The organism is Haloferax sulfurifontis, from assembly GCF_014635105.1.
GTDB lineage: Archaea > Halobacteriota > Halobacteria > Halobacteriales > Haloferacaceae > Haloferax > Haloferax denitrificans.
The window spans coordinates 33,332-51,984 of the sequence record NZ_BMCI01000004.1 but is presented as its reverse complement, the minus strand read 5'-3'; the positions used below and the strand labels follow the sequence as shown (position 1 = coordinate 51,984).

At 68.8% G+C, this 18,653-nt stretch carries 21 protein-coding genes; 11 read left to right on the top strand and 10 right to left on the bottom strand.

Annotated elements, in window-relative coordinates; all coding sequences use genetic code 11:
* Nucleotides 1-13 precede the first annotated feature (13 nt).
* Nucleotides 14-487 carry a DUF5793 family protein gene (locus tag IEV64_RS11765; protein WP_188423950.1) on the top strand — a complete coding sequence of 158 codons (474 nt, stop codon included), beginning with the start codon at nt 14-16 and terminating at the stop codon, nt 485-487.
* 121 nt (nt 488-608) lie between these two features.
* Nucleotides 609-1,235, top strand: a complete 627-nt coding sequence (locus IEV64_RS11760; protein WP_049920354.1) for a uracil-DNA glycosylase family protein — start codon at nt 609-611, stop codon at nt 1,233-1,235.
* 412 nt (nt 1,236-1,647) lie between these two features.
* Here the strand turns inward: IEV64_RS11760 and IEV64_RS11755 are convergent, their stop codons facing one another.
* Together IEV64_RS11755 and IEV64_RS11750 are read right to left on the bottom strand one after the other, a co-directional pair.
* Complete coding sequence (locus IEV64_RS11755) at nt 1,648-2,322, bottom strand: MBL fold metallo-hydrolase (RefSeq protein WP_188423949.1); 675 nt, start codon at nt 2,320-2,322, stop codon at nt 1,648-1,650.
* A 61-nt stretch (nt 2,323-2,383) separates the two neighbouring features.
* Nucleotides 2,384-3,496, bottom strand: coding sequence for a J domain-containing protein (locus IEV64_RS11750; RefSeq protein ID WP_188423948.1), 1,113 nt, complete (start codon nt 3,494-3,496; stop codon nt 2,384-2,386).
* A gap of 160 nt (nt 3,497-3,656) precedes the next feature.
* Between IEV64_RS11750 and IEV64_RS11745 the strand changes: the two genes are divergently transcribed.
* Together IEV64_RS11745 and IEV64_RS11740 are read left to right on the top strand one after the other, a co-directional pair.
* Nucleotides 3,657-4,655: an MBL fold metallo-hydrolase gene (locus tag IEV64_RS11745; RefSeq protein WP_007273373.1), complete on the top strand. Its 999-nt coding sequence runs from the start codon at nt 3,657-3,659 to the stop codon at nt 4,653-4,655.
* Between the two features lie 26 nt (nt 4,656-4,681).
* Complete coding sequence (locus tag IEV64_RS11740) at nt 4,682-4,972, top strand: DNA-directed RNA polymerase subunit L (RefSeq protein ID WP_004970976.1); 291 nt, start codon at nt 4,682-4,684, stop codon at nt 4,970-4,972.
* A gap of 51 nt (nt 4,973-5,023) precedes the next feature.
* Here IEV64_RS11740 and IEV64_RS11735 read toward each other — a convergent pair whose 3' ends face one another.
* Nucleotides 5,024-5,584 carry a DUF1684 domain-containing protein gene (locus IEV64_RS11735; RefSeq protein ID WP_007273374.1) on the bottom strand — a complete coding sequence of 187 codons (561 nt, stop codon included), beginning with the start codon at nt 5,582-5,584 and terminating at the stop codon, nt 5,024-5,026.
* A 157-nt stretch (nt 5,585-5,741) separates the two neighbouring features.
* Nucleotides 5,742-6,554: an imidazole glycerol phosphate synthase subunit HisF gene (gene hisF / locus IEV64_RS11730; protein ID WP_007273375.1), complete on the bottom strand. Its 813-nt coding sequence runs from the start codon at nt 6,552-6,554 to the stop codon at nt 5,742-5,744.
* A 176-nt stretch (nt 6,555-6,730) separates the two neighbouring features.
* Here hisF and IEV64_RS11725 point away from each other — a divergent pair, with 176 nt between their 5' ends.
* From IEV64_RS11725 to IEV64_RS11715, 3 genes are all read left to right on the top strand, one after another.
* Nucleotides 6,731-6,886 (top strand): hypothetical protein, encoded by a 156-nt coding sequence (locus tag IEV64_RS11725; protein ID WP_007273376.1) that lies wholly within the window; start codon nt 6,731-6,733, stop codon nt 6,884-6,886.
* A 119-nt stretch (nt 6,887-7,005) separates the two neighbouring features.
* A complete protein-coding gene (locus IEV64_RS11720; protein ID WP_004970972.1) occupies nt 7,006-7,173 on the top strand; it encodes a DUF7550 family protein in 168 nt (55 codons plus the stop codon).
* An 84-nt stretch (nt 7,174-7,257) separates the two neighbouring features.
* Entirely contained in the window at nt 7,258-8,229 is a 972-nt protein-coding gene (locus tag IEV64_RS11715; RefSeq protein WP_188423947.1) for a quinone oxidoreductase family protein, read from the top strand.
* A 45-nt stretch (nt 8,230-8,274) separates the two neighbouring features.
* Here IEV64_RS11715 and purL read toward each other — a convergent pair whose 3' ends face one another.
* Both purL and IEV64_RS11705 read right to left on the bottom strand, forming a co-directional pair.
* Nucleotides 8,275-10,383 (bottom strand): phosphoribosylformylglycinamidine synthase subunit PurL, encoded by a 2,109-nt coding sequence (gene purL / locus IEV64_RS11710; RefSeq protein WP_188423946.1) that lies wholly within the window; start codon nt 10,381-10,383, stop codon nt 8,275-8,277.
* A 96-nt stretch (nt 10,384-10,479) separates the two neighbouring features.
* Entirely contained in the window at nt 10,480-10,914 is a 435-nt protein-coding gene (locus tag IEV64_RS11705; RefSeq protein WP_188423945.1) for a CBS domain-containing protein, read from the bottom strand.
* A gap of 304 nt (nt 10,915-11,218) precedes the next feature.
* Between IEV64_RS11705 and IEV64_RS11700 the strand changes: the two genes are divergently transcribed.
* Nucleotides 11,219-11,902, top strand: a complete 684-nt coding sequence (locus IEV64_RS11700; protein WP_007273381.1) for a PHP domain-containing protein — start codon at nt 11,219-11,221, stop codon at nt 11,900-11,902.
* Nucleotides 11,902-12,993: an asparagine synthase-related protein gene (locus tag IEV64_RS11695; RefSeq protein ID WP_188423944.1), complete on the top strand. Its 1,092-nt coding sequence runs from the start codon at nt 11,902-11,904 to the stop codon at nt 12,991-12,993. The genes IEV64_RS11700 and IEV64_RS11695 overlap by 1 nt, the downstream gene beginning before the upstream one ends.
* Nucleotides 12,994-13,031: 38 nt before the next feature.
* On the opposite strand, the gene IEV64_RS11690 is transcribed toward IEV64_RS11695, so the two are convergent.
* Together IEV64_RS11690 and IEV64_RS11685 are read right to left on the bottom strand one after the other, a co-directional pair.
* A complete protein-coding gene (locus IEV64_RS11690) occupies nt 13,032-13,514 on the bottom strand; it encodes an NUDIX hydrolase (RefSeq protein ID WP_188423943.1) in 483 nt (160 codons plus the stop codon).
* A gap of 131 nt (nt 13,515-13,645) precedes the next feature.
* A complete protein-coding gene (locus tag IEV64_RS11685) occupies nt 13,646-14,602 on the bottom strand; it encodes a transcription initiation factor IIB (protein WP_188424105.1) in 957 nt (318 codons plus the stop codon).
* A gap of 263 nt (nt 14,603-14,865) precedes the next feature.
* On the opposite strand from IEV64_RS11685, the gene gatC reads away from it, so the two are divergent.
* Nucleotides 14,866-15,144, top strand: coding sequence for an Asp-tRNA(Asn)/Glu-tRNA(Gln) amidotransferase subunit GatC (gatC, locus tag IEV64_RS11680; RefSeq protein WP_004977559.1), 279 nt, complete (start codon nt 14,866-14,868; stop codon nt 15,142-15,144).
* Nucleotides 15,145-16,416 carry an Asp-tRNA(Asn)/Glu-tRNA(Gln) amidotransferase subunit GatA gene (gene gatA / locus IEV64_RS11675; RefSeq protein WP_188423942.1) on the top strand — a complete coding sequence of 424 codons (1,272 nt, stop codon included), beginning with the start codon at nt 15,145-15,147 and terminating at the stop codon, nt 16,414-16,416.
* 78 nt (nt 16,417-16,494) lie between these two features.
* Here gatA and IEV64_RS11670 read toward each other — a convergent pair whose 3' ends face one another.
* Both IEV64_RS11670 and IEV64_RS11665 read right to left on the bottom strand, forming a co-directional pair.
* A complete protein-coding gene (locus tag IEV64_RS11670) occupies nt 16,495-17,154 on the bottom strand; it encodes a potassium channel family protein (protein ID WP_007273385.1) in 660 nt (219 codons plus the stop codon).
* An 89-nt stretch (nt 17,155-17,243) separates the two neighbouring features.
* Entirely contained in the window at nt 17,244-18,629 is a 1,386-nt protein-coding gene (locus tag IEV64_RS11665) for an APC family permease (RefSeq protein ID WP_049920369.1), read from the bottom strand.
* Nucleotides 18,630-18,653 lie beyond the last annotated feature (24 nt).

The window sequence follows — 18,653 nt, the reverse complement described above, 5'->3', positions numbered from 1 at the left end:
CGAGGGGTACGGAATGCGGCGTGACTACTTCGAACTCGATGTCCGCGACGTCGACTGGTACGAGGACGACGGCGACCCCCGCCAACCCACCGTATCTATCGACTTCTACGGCCCGGCCGAGGAGCTCCGGTCTCGGTTCCTCTCGACCAGCGGCGACGTGCTCGCCGCGGAGGAACTGGACGTCTCCTTTCGGTTGCAAGACTCCGTCGACGCCGACGACGCCCGCGGCGTCGTGAGCGTGACGGACCGACTCACCGGCGACTACGTCCTCGAACTCAACGCTCGGGCGGAGGACGTCCTCGACTTCATCCGCGCGGCCCGCGAGTACGGGCGCGCCGCGGGCGACGACGAGGGGCGCTACCGCGTCGACGTGGCCATCGAGGGCGACCACTTCGAGACCTTCGAGAAATCGACGTTCCTCGTCTACGACGGCGACGGGACGCTCCTGCGGAGCCAGAGCCTCATCCCCTCGGGCGTCGAACTCTGAGGGCGCTCGCCGGGTCGACGACGCGGACGACGCTCTCCCTCGATGCGTTCCTCACGCTCGTTCGTGTACGATATCGGGTCGAACCACGTCTTCTTTACTCCCCGCTCCCACAGAGAGTACCGTGAGAAACGTAACCGACCGCACGAGAAACCCGTTCGACATGCGACCGTCGTGTGACCGGTACGTCCCCGGCTACGGCGACGCCAACGCCGACTTCCACGTCATCGGCGACCACCCCGGCGTCCACGGGGGCGTCGAGACCGGCATCCCCTTTTCGGGGGAGGCGGGCGAGCGGCTGTTCCCGGCGCTCGAAGACGGCGAGTTGCTGGCCGAGACGGGCGACGAACCGACGGTGAACCGCACGTTCCTCTCGTACCTGCACATGTGCGTGCCGGACGGGACGCCGTCGGCGGCCGACTACACCGACATGGAGCGGTTTTTCGACGCGGAGCTCCGCGCTATCGCCGCCCACGTCCTCCTGCCGGTCGGCGCGGTGGCGACGAAGCACGTCCTGAACAACTACACGTCCGTCGGCTGGAAGACCGACGTGGACATGGAGACGCTCCACGGGAAAGAACTCCGCGGGAGCGGCTTCCTCGTGTTGCCCATCAAGGACCCCGCCGAGTGGGACGACGGCGACCACGACGAACTCGTCGCCGGCCTGCTGGAGCTCCAGTCGACCGACTTCCGCCGCGAATCCGACCTCGGCCGCTTCATGCCCGGCGCGGACCCGTATCTGGTCAGATAACCTGTTTTCGGCCGTATTCGACCCTCGTCCGCCGATTCGATAGATTCTTCACGATTCTACCGTTCGTTCGTCCAGTAACAACCATGAAGGTTACTGAATGTCCAGTTGAATCGGCTAAATGGCTCACATAAGAGCATATTTATCCAGTCGTTCTGGAGGCCGTGGTTCTAATTGGCGATAACAAAGGACTTTTTACAACTAGTGTCCAACGTGGTGTTGACGCGCGTGGTTCGATTCACTTCCGCCGGGCGCGTCAGGCAGCTGTGAGACTGGTGCTCCTCACAGTGGCTTGGTCAGTCCGGGGACCTGCGCTCGGCCGCGGTCCCCGCTCTTAACTCAGACGCGAGCGACGGCTCGGCGTCTCGTCGTCACGTAACTGGGGACTCACGCTCCGAAAGCGTCTTCTCTCCGATTAGAGCTTGTCAGCAAGTCGCTTGAGCGCGCCGTATCCGTACTCCGTGACCGGCTCGCCGTGGCCCATCGCGACGACGTCGACCGGCGGGCACCGCGCCGCGAACTCGCGGACGCTCCGCCTGTTCTCCGCGGCGTCGGTCGCGATAAACCCCGGCAACAGCCCGAGACGCCCGTTCGACTCGCGGACCATGTCGCCGACGAACGCGACGCCGTGGCCCTCGTGGACGAACGCGGTGTGACCGGGGGTGTGCCCCGGCGTCCGGTACGCGACGAAGCCGCCGAGTTCGTCGCCGTCGCGGACGACCTCCACGGGGTTCGTCGGTCGCTCGACGAACGACGCGAGCGCGCGCTGTGCGACGCCTTTCAGCGAGGTGAGAGACGGCTTCGACGCGCCGGTCAGGTGCGAGGCGTCCGGCTCGGCGAGGTGAATCGGCACGTCGTCGCGGAGGCTGAGCGAGGCGAGCGTCCCGACGTGGTCGAGGTCGAAGTGCGTCACGAGCACCCGGTCGATAGCGCCGGGGTCGAGGTCGGAGCGGGCGAGGCCCCGGAGCAGTCGGTCGCGGTCCCACGGCGTCCCGGCGTCGACGAGCACCGTCTCCGACCCGTCGGAGACGAGGTACGCGTTCACGCCGCGGAGTCGGAACCGCCGGACCGAGTCGGTCGGGATGGGCATACCGACCTGTCGGGCGCGGACGACAAAAATCGTGGGCGAGGACGACCCGCGCGCCGCGAAGTTAGCGTGAGGCGAAGAGATACCACCCGGCGTCGACGACGAAGCCGCCGGCTCCGAGGAGCGGACAGACGACGAAGCCGAGGAGGTCGACCGCGACGGGGCGTCCGACGCCGACCGCGCCGGCCGCCACGAGCGCCAGCGGGACAGCCGCCGCGAGCGCGTAGCCCCACGTCGTCCACGCGTGGCCGAACCGGGCGATGACCGCGGCGAGCGAGACGGCGAGAAGCGCCGCCGCGACCGGGAAGACGAACGTCGTCGGCGTCGTCGCCGCGGCGGCCTGCAGGGCCGCGAGGCTCGGCACCGAAAGCGGCGACGACGCGAGGAGTCCCGCGGCGGGCGCGGCGGTGTCGAGCGACGCGAGCGCGGCCGCGAACGCCGCGCCGTCGCCCGCGAGATGCCACGCGAAGCCGCCGAGATACGTCACCAGCGCGACGAGCGAGACGCCCCAGCCGTACCAAAGCGGGTTCGTCGCGCCCGACCGGGACGCGGTCGTAGTCGCCGACTCGGAGCCGTCGCGTCCGCGTTCGAACCGGCCGGTTGTCCCAGTCCGACCGGACTCCGAACTTCGGGTGCGGCCGCGCGACGACCCGCCCGCGGCCGACGACTGCGATGCGCCCGCGGTCCGCGACGACGAGGACGACCCGGAGGCGCGCGACCGACCCGACCGCGACGAACTCGATGCGGACGACGACCGCCGAGAGGACGACGACGACGCGCGCTGAGAGGACGACCGAGAAGACGAGGACGACGACGTTGTGGACGACGACGAAGCCGACCGCCCGGCCGACGACCGACCCGAAGCCGACCGACCGCCGGTGTCAGACTCGCCGCGTCCGCCGTTCTTGCCGGGTTTTCCGGGGTACTTGAACTTCGTCAGGCCGTCGAGGCGTTTCTCGACGTACGGGCCGTGACCCATCCGGTCGTAGTCGGCGCGCTCGGCGTCGTCGGTGAGGACTTCGTAGGCCTTCCGGACGACGGTGAACTGCGCTGTGGCTCGCTCGTCGTCGTTGACGTCGGGATGGTACTCCCGCGCGCGCTGACGAAAGGCCTGTTTTATCTCCGCCGTCTCGGCGTCGCGTTCGACCCCGAGGAGCTCGTAGAAGTCCACCGGCATTCGACGTGCGATTCGATGCGCGGCCGGCTTTTGAATGTGTCGGGCGTCGGGCCGGCGTGCGGGTCGCCGACTCGCCGCTGTCCGACCGACGCTCGGCCGCCCCGAGGGACGCCGCCGCGGCAGTCGGAATAATCATGCACCTCGACGGCCAGGTGGTCGCATGGAACGAATACGGCTCGGGAACACCGTCTTCGAGGGGCGGAACAACGCCTATTTCCTCCCCGGCGACCGGCCGACGCTCGTCGACGCCGGCGTGGCGACCGACTCGGTCCGGCGGGACCTCCGCGAGGGACTCGCGGCGGCCGGCCACGAGGTCGCCGACCTCGAAGCCATCGTCCTCACCCACTGGCACGCCGACCACGCCGGACTCGCGGCCGAGCTACAGGCCGAAAGCGGCGCGCCGGTCTACGTCCACGCCGACGACGCGGGCATCGTCGCTGGCGACCCCGACGCGATTGCGGCCGAGCGCTCGATTCGCGAGCGCCGCTTCGACGAGTGGCGCATCCCCGGCGAACCGCGCGCCGAGGTGACCGACTACCTCGACGGCCACGACGACCTCCGAGGCGGGCGCGTCGACGTGACGCCCGTCGAGGACGGCGACCGCATCGCCGCCGGTGACGGCGAACTCGAAGTCGTCCACCTCCCCGGCCACGCCGCCGGACTGAGCGCCTTCGCGTTCGACGGCGAGCGCGGCGCGGGCCGCGAGGCGTACGTCGGCGACGTCATCCTCCCGAAGTACACCCCGAACGTCGGCGGCGCTGACCTGCGGGTCGACCGCCCGCTCGAAACCTATCTCGACAGCCTCGCGCGCCTCGCCGACCTCGACTTCGAGCGGGCGTGGCCCGGCCACCGCGACCCCATCTCCGACCCCGCCGGCCGGGCGCGCGTCATCGCCGAACACCACCGCGAGCGCACCGAGCGCGTCGTCTCCGTTCTCGACGAACACGGCCCCACGGACGCGTGGACCGTAAGCGCGCACCTGTTCGGCGACCTCTCGGGCATCCACATCCTCCACGGCCCCGGGGAGGCGTTCGCCCACCTCGACCACCTCGTCGCCGAGGGCGTCGTTTCGCCCCCGGACGGCGAGGGACGATACGAACTCCTCGACGCGGACCCCGATTTCGACGAGCTGGTCGCGGTTCCCGAGACGAAACGTTAAAACGCCGCTGGAGGGAACGGAGAGCCATGGAACTGCGGGTCATCGACAAGACCGACGAGGAACTCCGCATCGAAATCGGCGGCGAGGACCACACCTTCATGAACGTCCTGAAGGGCGAACTCCTCCAGACCGACACCGTCACGGCCGCGACCTACGACGTGAACCCCGAGCAGTCCGGCGGACAGACGGACCCCGTCCTCTCTATCAAGACGGAGCCCGGCGTCGACCCCCTCGACGCGCTCGCGGAGGCCGCCCGCGGCGTCCAGCGCACCGCCGACGACTTCACCGACGCCTACCGCGCCGGTATCGACGCGTAATCTGCGGGTTCTCTCTCGTTTCCGCTCGTCCCCGAGCGACGCGTCTCTCCGTTACGCGTCCGCGTCGCCCGGTCCCTCGTAGTCCTTCTCGCCGGCCTCGATGCGGACTTCGAGCCAGTTCTCCATCGGGACGAGCGGGCACTCGTAGCGCGGCGAGTAGGCGCAAAACGGGTTGTACGCGTAGTTGAAATCGACGACCCACCGCCCGTCGTCGCCCCGGTCCGCGGCTTCGAGGTCGAGGTAGCGACCCGCTCCGTAGGTCTCCTCGGTGTTCGTCTCGTCGCGGAACGGCACCCACAGGCGGTCCTCGTCGGCGTCGGCGCGGTAGGCGTCGAGCGCGTACGACTCGCCGTCGACCTCGAACCCGAAGCGCCCCCACGCGAGGTACTCGCGCTCGCCGTCGGTCGAGGTGCCGATGGTGATGCGCTCGGGGTCGTCGTACTCGCGGAGTTCGAGTTCGAATCGGAGGTCGGGGTCCGGCTCGAAGTAGTCGAGACCGTCGAAAAAGCTCCGTTGGTCCGGCGGAATCGGCGAGTTGCGGTCGGCGGCGAGATAGCGGTCCTTCTGTTCGCGGTGCGTGCGGAGGGCGTCGAGCCACGCGTCGTCTGTCATCTCGGAGCGAGATACGACGCGCCGGCGGGTTAAGATTGGTTTCGACTGCGCGGGGGGCGCACGACCGGCCGAGGGGTCGGCGACGGGGCGCACGGGGATGGCGACGGGGCGCACAGGGACAAGAGAGGCAGAGCAGAACGGCTGTGAGGGCGCTGGTTTACAGTCGAACCGGCACGTCGCGCTCGTCGAGGTACTCCTTGACGTCCCGAATCGTGTACTCGTCGAAGTGGAAGATGGATGCGGCGAGACCGGCGTCCGCGCCGGCCTCGGTGAAAACCTCGTACATGTCCTCGGGGCCGCCACAGCCGGAGGAGGCGATGACGGGCGTCGAGACGCTGTCGCAGACGGCCTTCGTCAGCGGGATGTCGTAGCCGTCTTTCGTCCCGTCGGCGTCGATGGAGTTGATGAACAGCTCGCCCGCGCCGCGCGATTCGGCCTCGTTGGCCCACTCGACCACGTCGACGCCGGTGCCCTCGCGGCCGCCCTTGACGGTGCACTCGAACCAACAGGACTCGCCGTCGACCTCGGCGTAGTGCTCGCCCGCCTCGTCGTAGCGCCGGCGGGCGTCCACCGAGATGACGATACACTGGCTCCCGAAGGAGCGCGCGCCCTCCTCGATGAGGTCGGGGTTCTGGAGCGCCGCGGTGTTGATAGAGACCTTGTCCGCACCGGCGCGGAGCGTCTCTTTGATGTCGTCGCGGGTGCGGATACCGCCGCCGACCGTCAGCGGGATGAACACCTCGTCCGCGACCTTCGAGACGGTGTCGAGCATCGTCGCCCGCCCCTCGGCGGAGGCGGTGATGTCGAGGAAGACGAACTCGTCCGCGCCCGCCTCGTTGTATCGTTTGGCCATCTCGACGGGGTCGCCCGTGTACTTCAGGTCCTCGAAGTTGACGCCGGTGTAGACGGCCGGGTTCCCGTCCTCGTCGAGGTCGACGTCGATACAGGGGATGATTCGCTTCGTGAGCATTCGCTACCGAAACGTTGGCGAAAGAGCCGTTTCACCGTTTCGACTACGGCAGGCGGTGGCCGAAATCCGAACACCTCGGCGAGTCCCGGCGACGAGGACGCCGATTCGGCCCCTCGCCCAGCGGGTGGTTTGATGACTCGGCGGCGAAAAGTCCGACGCGAGTCCCAGTCCGACCGATGACGGATTCAGCCGAACTCCTCAGTCTGCTCGTCGTCGTCGAGTTCGCGGTGACGGCCGCGATAGTGGCGCTTTTGGTCCCGCTCGACGCCGCGATTCCGTTCCTCCCGCTCGCGATCGTGTTTCTGGTCGCGCTGTTCCTGTATCGGTCCTGAACCGCCGGGGCGACGCCCGCCCGCGAGACCGAGTGCCGCCGAGTCGGTCCCGCCGCCCGCGGAGGATGTGCGGACGACGGTTAGGTGCGTTTTTGTACCGCGAACCCGTCGCCTCGCGTATGAGCGACGACCACGACCACGGACACGACGAGCACCACGAAGGCGAACAGGAAGGGCGCGTCACCTCCCCGATGCAGGACTTTTCGATGAGTCAGGTCACGACCGGACTCCTCGTCTTCGTCGTCGGCCTCGTCGTCACGTTCGGCATCCCGCTGGCGCTGGCGTAGGGCGCACGACACTCCCGGAACCGGCAACTCGTACGAACTTCCGCGTTCTCTTTCCTTTTCAGGCCGCCGCGGCTACGACCCTGCGTGAAATCTATCGTCGTCACCGAGTACGGGAGTTCCGACAGCCTCGAACTGTGTGAGACGGAGACGCCGGAGCCGGCCCCGGGCGAGGTCCGCATCGCCGTCGAGGCCGCCGGCATCAACTTCGCCGACATCATGCAACGCCGGGGAACCTACCGAGACGGCCCGGAGCCGCCGTACACGCCGGGGATGGAGGCCGCGGGAACCATCGACGCGGTGGGTGAGGGCGTCGACCGCGAGGTCGGCGAGCGCGTCGTCGCCATGACCGGCGGCGGGGCGTACGCCGAGTCCGTCACCACGCCGGCCCCGACGCTGTTCGACGTGCCCGAGTCGATGTCGTTCGCCGAGGCCGCCGGCTTCCCCGTCCAGTTCCTCACCGCCTACAACTGCCTCCACGGGTGGGGCGACCTCGAAGACGACGACCGCGTGCTGATTCAGGCGGCCGCCGGCGGCGTCGGCACCGCGGCGGTCCAACTCGCCGCCCACGCCGGCGTCGAGACGTTCGGCACGGCCAGCACCGAGGAGAAACTCGACCTCGCGGCCGACCTCGGTCTCGACCACGGCATCCAGTACACAGAAGGGGACTTCCGCGAGGTCGTCGCCGACGAGACCGACGGCGCGGGCGTCGACCTCGTTCTCGACGGCGTCGGCGGCGAGACGTTCGAGCGCAGTCTGGACGCCCTCGCCGACTTCGGCCGACTCGTCACCTACGGCGCGGCCTCCGGCGACGCGGCCGCGGCGGACCCGACGCGCCTGCTGTTCGAGAACAAGTCCGTCATCGGCTTCCACCTCGGAAGCGCCATGCAACAGCGCCCCGAGTCGATTCTCGGCGCGGTGCCGGAGCTGTCCGAACTGCTCGCCGCGAGCGAACTCGACGTGGTCGTCGGCGAGACGTTCGACCTCGAAGACGCCGCGGCGGCCCACGAGTACATCGAAGCCAGAAAGAGTCGCGGGAAAGTCGTCCTCGAACCGTAGCGGAGGGGGTTCGACGCGGTGCGACGCGGACGGGTTTTTTGCAGTTCAGTCGAGTTCGCGGGCGAGCACGTCGCGCAGGTCGGCGATGTCGGCCGCGCCGTAGGCGGCCTCGTCGCCGTCGACCGCGAGCGAGAGCGTCGCGTCGTCGGTCGTCGTTCCGAGTTCTACGACGGGCACGTCGCCCGCGAGGTCGCGCAGTGCGGCCTCGTCGGTCGTCTCGACGACGACGCGACCGGGCGTCTCCTCGAACAGCGAGACGTAGTCGGAGACGGACACGTCCGCGCCGACCTCGTCTGTGACCATCTCGGCCAGCGCGACCGCGAGGCCGCCGTGGCTCACGTCGTGGACGGCGACCGTGGACTCGTCGGCCGCGACGGCCCGAATCGTCTCGACCGCGGTCGCGGCGTCGGCGTCTTCAGGGAGCGCCGGGAAGGCGTCGGAGCCGCCGAGGTGTTCGAGGACCGTCGAGCCGCCGAGCGCGCCGCCGTCGAAGCCGACGAGGAACAGGTCGCCCTCGCCCGAAAGCGAGAGGCCGGGCGAGGAGCCGTCGGCCTTGCCGACCATCGCCAGCGTCGGCGTCGGCGGAATCGGGCCGGAGACGGAGTCGTTGTACAGCGAGACGTTGCCGCCGACGACCGGGACCGAGAGCGCCCGGCACATGTCGGCGAGGCCGTCGACGATGCCCTTGAAGCCGCCGTACACGTCGGGGTTCTCGGGGTTGCCGCCGTTGAGGCAGTCGACGGTCGCGAGGGGCGACGCGCCCTTCGCGGCGAGGTTAGTCGCGTTCTCGAAGGCGACGGCGCGCGCGCCGTCGTACGGTGCGGCGGTCGTCCAGTTGGGGTCCGCGCCGCCGGTGAACGCGAGTTTCGTGTCGGCCTCGGGCACGTCGAGGAGCGCCGCGTCGTCGCCGGGGCGGCGGGCGGTCCGCAGGCCGACCTCGTGGTCGTACTGGCGGTAGACCCAGCGCTTCGAGGCCGTGTTGGGGTCGGAGACGACCGCTTCGACCGCCTCGGCGAGGTCGAACGCGGGCAGGTCGCGCGTCGCCGACTCGGGCTCGACCGAGTCGAGGTCGTTCATCGGCGCGCCCTCCGCGAGGAACTCCGGGGGCACGTCGACGACGGGTTCGCCGTCGAAGGTACAGACGTAGTTGCCCTCGGCGACCTCGCCGATGACGGCGCTCCCGAGGTCGAAGCGCGCGGCGAGTTCCCGCACGCGCTCGACGTTCTCGGGGGTCACCTCGTAGCACATGCGCTCTTGGGACTCCGAGAGGAGAATCTCGAAGGCGTTCATGTTCGGCTCGCGCTGGTGGACCTTTTCGAGGTCGATTTCGGCGCCGAAGCCGCCCTTGGCGACGAGTTCGGAGGACGCGCCGCCGAGGCCGGCGGCCCCGAGGTCGCGGGCGGACTCGACGAGCTCCTCGTCGATGAGCGCCTCGTTGCACTCGATGAGCAGTTTCTCCGTGTAGGGGTCGCCGACCTGCACCGCGGGCCGGTCTTCGGTCTCAGCGTCCTCCGCGAGGTCCTCGCTGGCGAACGAGGCGCCGCCGAGGCCGTCGCGGCCGGTCGAACTGCCGACGAGGACGAGCTTGTTGCCCGCTTTCTGCGCTTCGGCCGTGACGAGGCGGTCGGCCGAAAGCAGGCCGACGCAGGCGACGTTGACCAGTGGGTTGCCCTCGTAGTTCTCGTGGAACGAAGTCGAGCCGGTCACGGTCGGGACGCCGATGGCGTTGCCGTAGTCGGCGATGCCCTCGACGACGCCGTCGAGGAGGTACCGCGAGTGCTCGCGGTCGAAGTCGCCGAAGTAGAGGCAGTCGGCGAGCGCGATGGGGTACGCGCCCATCGAGAGGGTGTCGCGGACGATGCCGCCGACGCCCGTGGCCGCGCCGTCGTAGGGGTCGACGTAGGAGGGGTGGTTGTGGCTCTCGATACCGAGCGTGATGTAGGTGTCGTCGTCCAGAGCGACGACCGCCGCGTCGTCACCGGGGCCGATGACGACCTGGTCGCCCTCCGAGTCGAACGCCGACAGAAGCGGGCGAGACGACCGGTAGGCGCAGTGTTCGCTCCAGAGGTTCTCGAAGAGTATCTCCTCGGCCGGCGTCGGGTCTCGACCGAGCTCGGCGACGACGAGGTCGCGGTCCGCGTCGGAAAGCGTCATTCACTGGTATGGTCAGAACGCACATTGTAAACCCTTTCTATGTGCACGAACGTGCCTAAAATATGGTCGAGGTCGGAGTCGGTGTTCGCATCCGACTCACGCGGGCGTGTACGTCGGCGACTCGGCGCGGATGATTTCGGTCAGCTCGTGCATCTCGTCTTGGAGCAACACGAGTAGGTCGTCCATCGTGACGATGCCCGTGAGCTTGCCGCCGTCGGTTATCGGCGCGCGCCGGACGCCGTGTTCCCGCATCTGCCGGAACAGGTCGAAGACCCCCACGCCGGCGTCGACGGTGAACGGTCTCTCGGTCATCACGTCTCTCGCCGTCATCCCGCTCGTGTCGCCGCCGGCGGCGACGCAGTTGAGCGCGATGTCGCGGTCCGTCACGATGCCTCGGATGTCGTCACCGTCCGCGATGACGACTGAACCGACGTTTCGGTCCTCCATCAGCGTCGCCAGCTCTCGAATCGGCGTGTCTTCCCTCGCTGTCACCAGTTCGTCTTTCGGCCGTGCGATGTCTCGTACAGTCATCTCTCTCACCCGGTGGACCCACGCGGTGGGTACGCCACCGTGCGAACGGTTCGTCCCCCGCGATATTATTTCTGTATTCTTACACTTCGTCCAGTTTCGGCGGTCTGTCGGCACGCGCGGACTGTCTGCGGACGCTGACGGTCTCTCGGGTCGACCGCGTTCTCGCGCCGGTCGCGCGCTCACCGCACGCGGCGAGGCGACGGAGTGCGCCGATTCGCCAGTCCGCCGACACCGTGCGTGAGGGACACACGCCAATCACACCGGGACCGGGGCGCTTTTTTAGCCTCCATCGTTAGGAGACGGTGTGTTATCGGTCGAGTTGCACTCGCATTCGTCTCTGTCCTACGACGGGCGGGACCCAATCGAGTACCTCCTCGAACAGGCGGTCGCGGTCGGCTTGGACGCCCTCGCCGTGACCGACCACGACGAGATAGACGCCAGCCTCGAAGCCGCGGAGCTCGCGGCCGACTACGGGCTGGTCGGCATCCCGGGGATGGAAGTCACCTGCGCCGCGGGCCACGTCCTCGCGCTCGGCGTCGAGGAACTGATTCCGGCTGGGCTGTCGTACGACGAGACGCTCGACCGCATCCGCGACGCGGGCGGCATCGCGGTCATCCCGCACCCGTTCCAGAAGTCGCGTCACGGCGTCGCCCCCCACATCACGAGCGCGCAACTCGCCAGCGCCGACGCCATCGAAATCTACAACTCGCGGCTCCTCACCGGCATCGCAAACCAGCGCGCCGAGCGGTTCGCCAAGCGCCGGAACCTCCCGATGACCGCCGGGAGCGACGCCCACATCGCGGAGATGGTCGGCCAGGCGGTCACCGAGGTCGGCACCGACACCCGAAGCGCCGACGCCATCCTCTCGGCGGTCGCCGACGGTCGGACCAGCGTCGTCGGCAACAAGACCCCGTGGCGCATCTCGTTCCGGCAGGCCGCCGGCGGCGCGACCCGGCGACTGAAACACGCCCTGACGGACCTGTTCTGATGCGCGGCGCGTCTCCCGACCTCGTCCGGCAGGCCCTCGCCGACCGCGACTCGCTCCCCGGCACCGCGGGCTTCGCGGGCGAACTCGACGGCCGACTCGTCCGCGACGTGCTCGGTCGCCAGCCGCTTTTCTCCGACCGCGCCGACCCCGCGACGTGGTCGTTCGACCACCGCGACCTCGACGACCCGGTCGCCGTCCCCGCGGGCCACGCCCGCGAGACGGCCGGTGAAGCCGCCGGCGACGACGAACGCGTCTGGTCGCTTCCCGACCCGCCGGCCGCGACCGACCGCGACGCCGCGCTCGACCGCGTCCGCGACGCCGTGCTCGACTCGGTCCGGTCGGTCAGCGACGACGGCCTCGCCGTGGCCTTCTCCGGCGGCGTCGACTCCGCGGTCGTCGCGTCGGGCGTCCCCGACACCCCCTGTTACGTCGCCGGCTTCGAGGGCTCCCACGACGTCGCCGCCGCCCGCGAGGCCGCCGCCGCGATGGACCGCGACCTCGCCGTGGTCGAACTCACCCACGAGGCGCTCGAACGCGCCGTGCCGGAAATCGTCGCCGCGCTCGGGCGGACGAACCCGATGGACGTGCAAATCGTCCTGCCGCTGTACCTGCTCGCCGAGCGAGTCGCCGCAGACGGCCACGACCGCCTCGCGGTCGGGCAGGGCGCTGACGAACTGTTCGGCGGCTACGCGAAGGTCCAGAAAGCGCCCGACGACCCCCGCGTCGAGGCCGAGACGGTCCGCGGGGCCGCCCGCGAGATGATTCTCACGCTCCCCGACCAGCTCGAACGCGACCTGCTCGTGCTCCGCGCCGCCGGGGTCGAACCCGTCGCGCCGCTCCTCCGCGACCGCGTGGTCGAGGCGGCGCTCCCGCTCCCCGGCGCGTTACTCGTCGACGGCGACCGGCGGAAGGTCGCACTCAGGGAGGCCGCCAGCGGCGTGCTCCCCGAATCGGTCGCCGAGGCGGACAAGAAGGCGGTCCAGTACGGGACCTACGCCTCGCGCGAACTCGACCGACTCGCGCGGCAGGCGGGGTTCAAACGACGGATGGAGAACCACGTCGAGCGGTACGTCGAATCGCTCGTCGAGTAGGCCGGTTCCGCGCGGTTTCGGGCGTCAGTCCGTTCGGCTCAGTTCTCCGTTTCGTCGTCGCGCACGACCTCGATTGCCTCCAGCGCGAACTGCACCGTGTCGGGGTCGAGGTCGCTCTCGCGGAGGTCGGACTCGTCGTACCACGCCCAGACCTCGGGGTCGGCCTCGCCCGGCGCGGGGTCGATGTCGCGGGAGTCCACGCGGGCGTAGAAGACGTGGTCGATGTGCTGGTGGCCGACCGAGCCGTCGCCGTGGACGTTGATGTCGTAGAGCATCTGCTGGCGAGGCTGTGGGAGCGTTTGGCCGGCGGGCGCGGGGACGGAGTCGGTGTCGTCGACGAGTTCCGGGTCGAGACCCGTCTCCTCGCGGACCTCGCGGAGGCCGGCCTCGTGAGGGAGTTCGTCGCGGTCGACGTGACCGCCCGGCGGGATGCGGATGCCGAGGCGCTCGTGTCTGTGGAGCGCCACCGCGCCGTCGTTGACGATGTACACGGTCGAGGTGAAATGTCGGGTCGTCTCCATGGCTGTGGCTCCGGAGCGAGCGCCATGGCTGTTGCGGAACGAGGCGGGACAGGGCGAGACGGAGCGGAGTGGAACGAAACGAGGCGAGGCGAGCCGAGACGCGACGGCGCGAAACGAACGGACCGACCGGGTTAGGGCAGTTGGACCTGCTCTTCGGCTTCGAGCAGTTCGTGGTAGCGGTTGCGGATGGTGACCTCGGAGATGTTGGCGACCTCGGAGACCTCGTTTTGGGTCACCTTCTCGTTGGTGAGAAGCGAGGCCGCGTAGACGGCGGCGGCGGCGAGGCCGACCGGCGACTTGCCGGAGTGAACGCCCTGTTCTTTGGCGTTCTTCAAGAGCTGTCGGGCGCGCCGCTCGGACTCGTCGGAGAGACCGAGATCGCTGGCGAACCGCGGGACGTACTGCTCGGGGTCGGCGGGCTTGATTTCGAGCTTCAGCTCGCGGACGACGTACCGATAGGTGCGGGCGATTTCGTCCTTCTCGACGCGCGAGACGCTCGTAATCTCGTCGAGCGAGCGCGGGGTGTCGGCCATGCGGGCGGCGGCGTACAGCGCCGACGTGGCGACGCCCTCGATGGAGCGACCGGGAAGCAGGTCGTCGTCGAGCGCGCGGCGATAGATGACCGAGGCGGTCTCGCGGACGTTGTCCGGGAGGCCGAGCGCCGACGCCATGCGGTCGATTTCGCCGAGCGCCTGCTTGAGGTTACGCTCCTTGGAGTCGCGGGTGCGGAACCGCTCGTTCCACGTGCGAAGCCGTTGCATCTTCTCGCGCTGGCGGGACGACAGCGAGCGCCCGTAGGCGTCTTTGTTCTGCCAGCCGATGTTGGTCGACAGCCCCTTGTCGTGCATCATGTTCGTCGTGGGCGCGCCGACGCGGGACTTCTGGTCTTTCTCCGAGGAGTTGAACGCGCGCCACTCGGGGCCGTGGTCGATTTCGTTTTCCTCCACGACGAGGCCGCAGTCGTCACAGACCGTCTCGCCGTGTTCGGTGTCGGAGACGAGGCTCTCCGAGCCGCACTCGGGACACGAGGGCGTCTGCTCCCGCTCGGTGTCGGTCTGTTCGGTATCGCTCGTATTCTCTTTGCGCACGCGCGCGTTGCCGGTCGTGAAACGTCGGACACTTTCTGTCATTTGTGTGCGAGAGAAGCAACTGGGAACGGTCGTTCTCCGTCTATTCGTATCGGCCCTCGTTACTTATATCTGACGGCGGTAGAAGGACGGAATAACGGCGGGTTCGCACGGTCGGACCCGGCCGCCTCGCCGGTGGTCTCGACCGGCCGGGGTCGCGCCGGGGACCGGACGAAACGACCCACACCGAAACCCTTACTCCCGGTCTCCGTTTCCTCCGATACATGAGCGATACGCCCGTCGACGCCGACGAGGTTCGACACGTCGCCGAGTTGGCGCGGGTCGACCTCGACGAGGACGAGGTCGAGGAGTTCGCGGCGCAGTTCGCGGACATCCTCGGCTACTTCGACGCCCTCGACGAGGTCCCCGAAGTCGACCGCGAGGACGAACTGGTGAACGTGATGCGCCCCGACGAGGTCCGCGAGGGGCTCACCCAAGAGGAGGCGCTCTCGAACGCCGCAGAGACCGAAGACGGCTTCTTCAAGGGTCCGCGGGTGTCGTAGATGTCGCTGAACGCCTTCATCACGAAAGAGACGCTCGACGGCTCCGACGACGGCCCGCTTTCGGGCAAGACCGTCGCCGTCAAGGACAACATCTCCACGGAGGGACTGCGGACGACCTGCGGCTCCGCGATGCTCGAAGACTACGTCCCGCCGTACGACGCGACCGTCGTCGAACTCCTGAAGGACGCCGGCGCGACCATCGTCGGCAAGGCCAACATGGACGAGTTCGGCATGGGCACGACGACCGAGACCTCGGCGTTCGGCCCGACGAAGAACCCCGTCGACGAGTCCCGCGTCCCCGGCGGCTCCTCCGGCGGCTCCGCGGCCGCCGTCGCCGCCGGCGAGGCCGACCTCGCGCTCGGCACCGACACGGGCGGCTCCATCCGCTGTCCCGCCGCGTTCTGCGGCGTCGTCGGCATCAAGCCGACTTACGGCCTCGTCTCGCGCTACGGCCTCGTCGCCTACGCGAACTCCCTCGAACAGATCGGCCCCATCGCCCCGACCGTCGAGGACGCCGCCGCGCTCCTCGACGTCATCGCCGGCCCCGACGACCGCGACGGCACGACCCGCGACGCCGGCGCCGACTCGAACTACGCCGCGGCCGCCGACGGCGACGTCGAAGGGCTCACCATCGGCGTCCCGACCGAGTTCGTCGAGGGCGCGGACGACGGCGTCGAAGCGGCGTTCTGGGCCGCGCTCGACGAACTCGAAGCGCAGGGCGCGGAGTACCGCGAGGTCAGCATGCCCTCCGTCGAGAAGGCCGTCGCCGCCTACTACGTCATCGCCATGTCCGAGGCGTCGTCGAACCTCGCTCGCTTCGACGGCGTCCGCTACGGCAAGTCCGGCGGCTACGACGGCAACTGGAACGAGGCGTTCGCCCGCGCCCGCGAGGAGGGCTTCGGCTCCGAGGTCAAGCGCCGCATCCTCCTCGGCACCTACGCCCTCTCCGCGGGCTACCACGACAAGTACTACGCGAAGGCCCAGGACGCCCGCGCGTGGGTCAAACAGGACTTCGACGAGGCGTTCGAGGACGTCGACGTCGTCGCCTCGCCGACGATGCCCGTCCCGCCGTTCGAACTCGGCGAGAGCCTCGACGACCCGCTCCAGATGTACCTCGCCGACGCCAACACCGTGCCGGTGAACCTCGCGAACCTCCCCGCCATCTCGGTTCCGGCGGGCGAGACCGACGGCCTCCCCGTCGGTCTCCAGCTCATCGGCCCCAAGTTCGGCGAGGAGACCATCGTCCGCGCGGCGTCCGCGGTCGAGAACTAACGCGAGAACTCCTTTTCGCGGCACCGAGCGGCGACCGAGACGCTCGGTCCCGCGTCGTCGGTCGCCGTCAGGGTTCAACTAGCCCCGAAACAGGTTCATCACTTCGTCGGCCACGTCCGACTCGACGCCGAGGACGTAGCGGTGGCCGGCTTCGAGGACGGTGTCGGGGCCACCGATTCGGTTCCCCTGATAGTCGACGATGATGAGGCACCCCTGTGGGAGTCGAACCTCGTCGAGTCGCTTGCCGGCGACGGGGGCGCGTTCGGCGACTTCGACCTCCACGATTTCGACGTTGCCGCCGACGTCTTCGATAGTCCGAACGCCGCCGTCGGCGATTTCGTTGGTCGCCGCCCGTGCGCCGAGTCGCTCGGGAAAGACGAGTCCGTCCACGAACTCCTCGTAGAGTTCGTCCGGCGTCCCGGTGATTCGCATGACGGTTCGGACGTCCGACATCCGCTGAGCGGCCAGACAGACGGCGAAGTTAGTGGACTCGTCGCCGGTGAGCGCGGCGACCACGTCGCTCCGCTCCGGTTGTGCCTGTCTGAGTATCTCCGGACGGGAGGCGTCTCCCTCGATGACGGTGGCGATGTACCTGTCGGCGACGTCCGGGATTCGGTCGGGGTCCGCTTCGACGATGACCACGTCGTGGCCGCGGTCGGAGAGGAGTTCGGCCGTCCGAAGGCCCAACTCCCCACCGCCGGCGACGACGACGCGCAAGTGTGTCTCTGGGTCGGGCATGCGTGTGAATTGGTGTCGGCGTGTAGTAGTCGTCTCGGTGCGGCGTCTCGGCGGCGAGGGGGTCTCGGACCCCGCTGTCGGTTCGTCGGTCAGTCGCTGGCCCCTTCCGTCGACTCAATCGGTTCCGGTTCCTGAATCTCGGTCGGTCCCGCCGGGCCGACGTCGCCGCGCCTCGACAGGAGGAGGTAGACGCCGCCGCCGACGACGAGCCAGCCGATTGCCAGCGCCCAGGTGAACGGGTCGATAAAGAGGCCCAAAAGCACGTTACAGACGATACCGAGAATCGGCGTAACGGGGTACAGCGGCACCTCGAAGGGTCGCTGTAGGTTCGGCTGTCGCCGTCGAAGCCGAATCAACGCGTAGTTGACGATGATAAAGCCCAGAAGCGAAAACAGGCTCGCCAGGTTCCCGACGATGCGGATTGGCACGACGAGGACGGCGACGAGCATCACCACGGCGGACGCGAGAATAGCGACGAGCGGCGTCCCGTACCGGTGGTGGAACCGACCGAGGCGGGCGGGCAACTGTCGCTCGCGTCCCATGGCGAACGCGACCCTCGACGAGCCGATGACGACCGCGTTGAGCGCCGAGACGGTCGAAAAGACCGCCCCGAAGGCGATGAGCGCCGCGCCCGTCCCGAGTATCGGGAACGTCGGCATGAAGCCCTCCGCCGCCTGCGCGATTGCCGTCTCGCCCGCGCCAGCCAGCCCGTCCGCGCCGAGCGTCCCGATGGCGACGAAGACGACGAACAGGTAGACGACCACGGTGACGGCGACGGACAGGAGGATGGCCCGCGGGATGTTAATCTGTGGGTTCTCGACCTCCTCGGTGACGGTGGCGATGAGGTCGTACCCCTGAAACGCGATGAACGTCAGCCCCATCGCGGGGAGGACCGACAGCGGTCCCTCGGTGAAAAGCGGGTCGAACTCCCCGGCGTCGGCGGCCGTGAGACCGAACGCGACGAACACGCCGAGAATGGCGATTTTGAGTAGCGTGATTGCCGTTTCACCCCGTCCCGAGGCCTCCGTCGAGAGGGCGTTGAGCGCCACGAGCGTCACGACGGCTCCGAGCGCGTACAGGACCGGTGGCCCCGGAAGGGCGTACCCGTAGATGTGGCCGAACTCGACGAAGTTCGACGCGAATCCGAGCGCGTACAGCGACCCCGCAATCATGTACGTGAACCACCGCGTCCACCCCATGACGAAGGCGACGGGCGCGGAAAACACCTCGCGGACGTACGCGTAGCCGCCGCCGTTTCGCGGGATCGCGGCCGCGAGTTCGGCGTACGAAAGCGCCGTGAAGGTCGTCACGCCGCCGTTGAGGGCGAACGCGACGATGGCCGCCGGACCGGAGATATCGACTGCGAGTCCCGTCAAGACGAAGATTCCCGCACCGACCATCGCACCGATTCCGACCATCGTCGCGTCGAGCAGACCGAGACTCACGGCCGGCTCGCGCCCGCCCGAGTGACTCACGGGCGGGCCCTCGTTTGGCCGTGA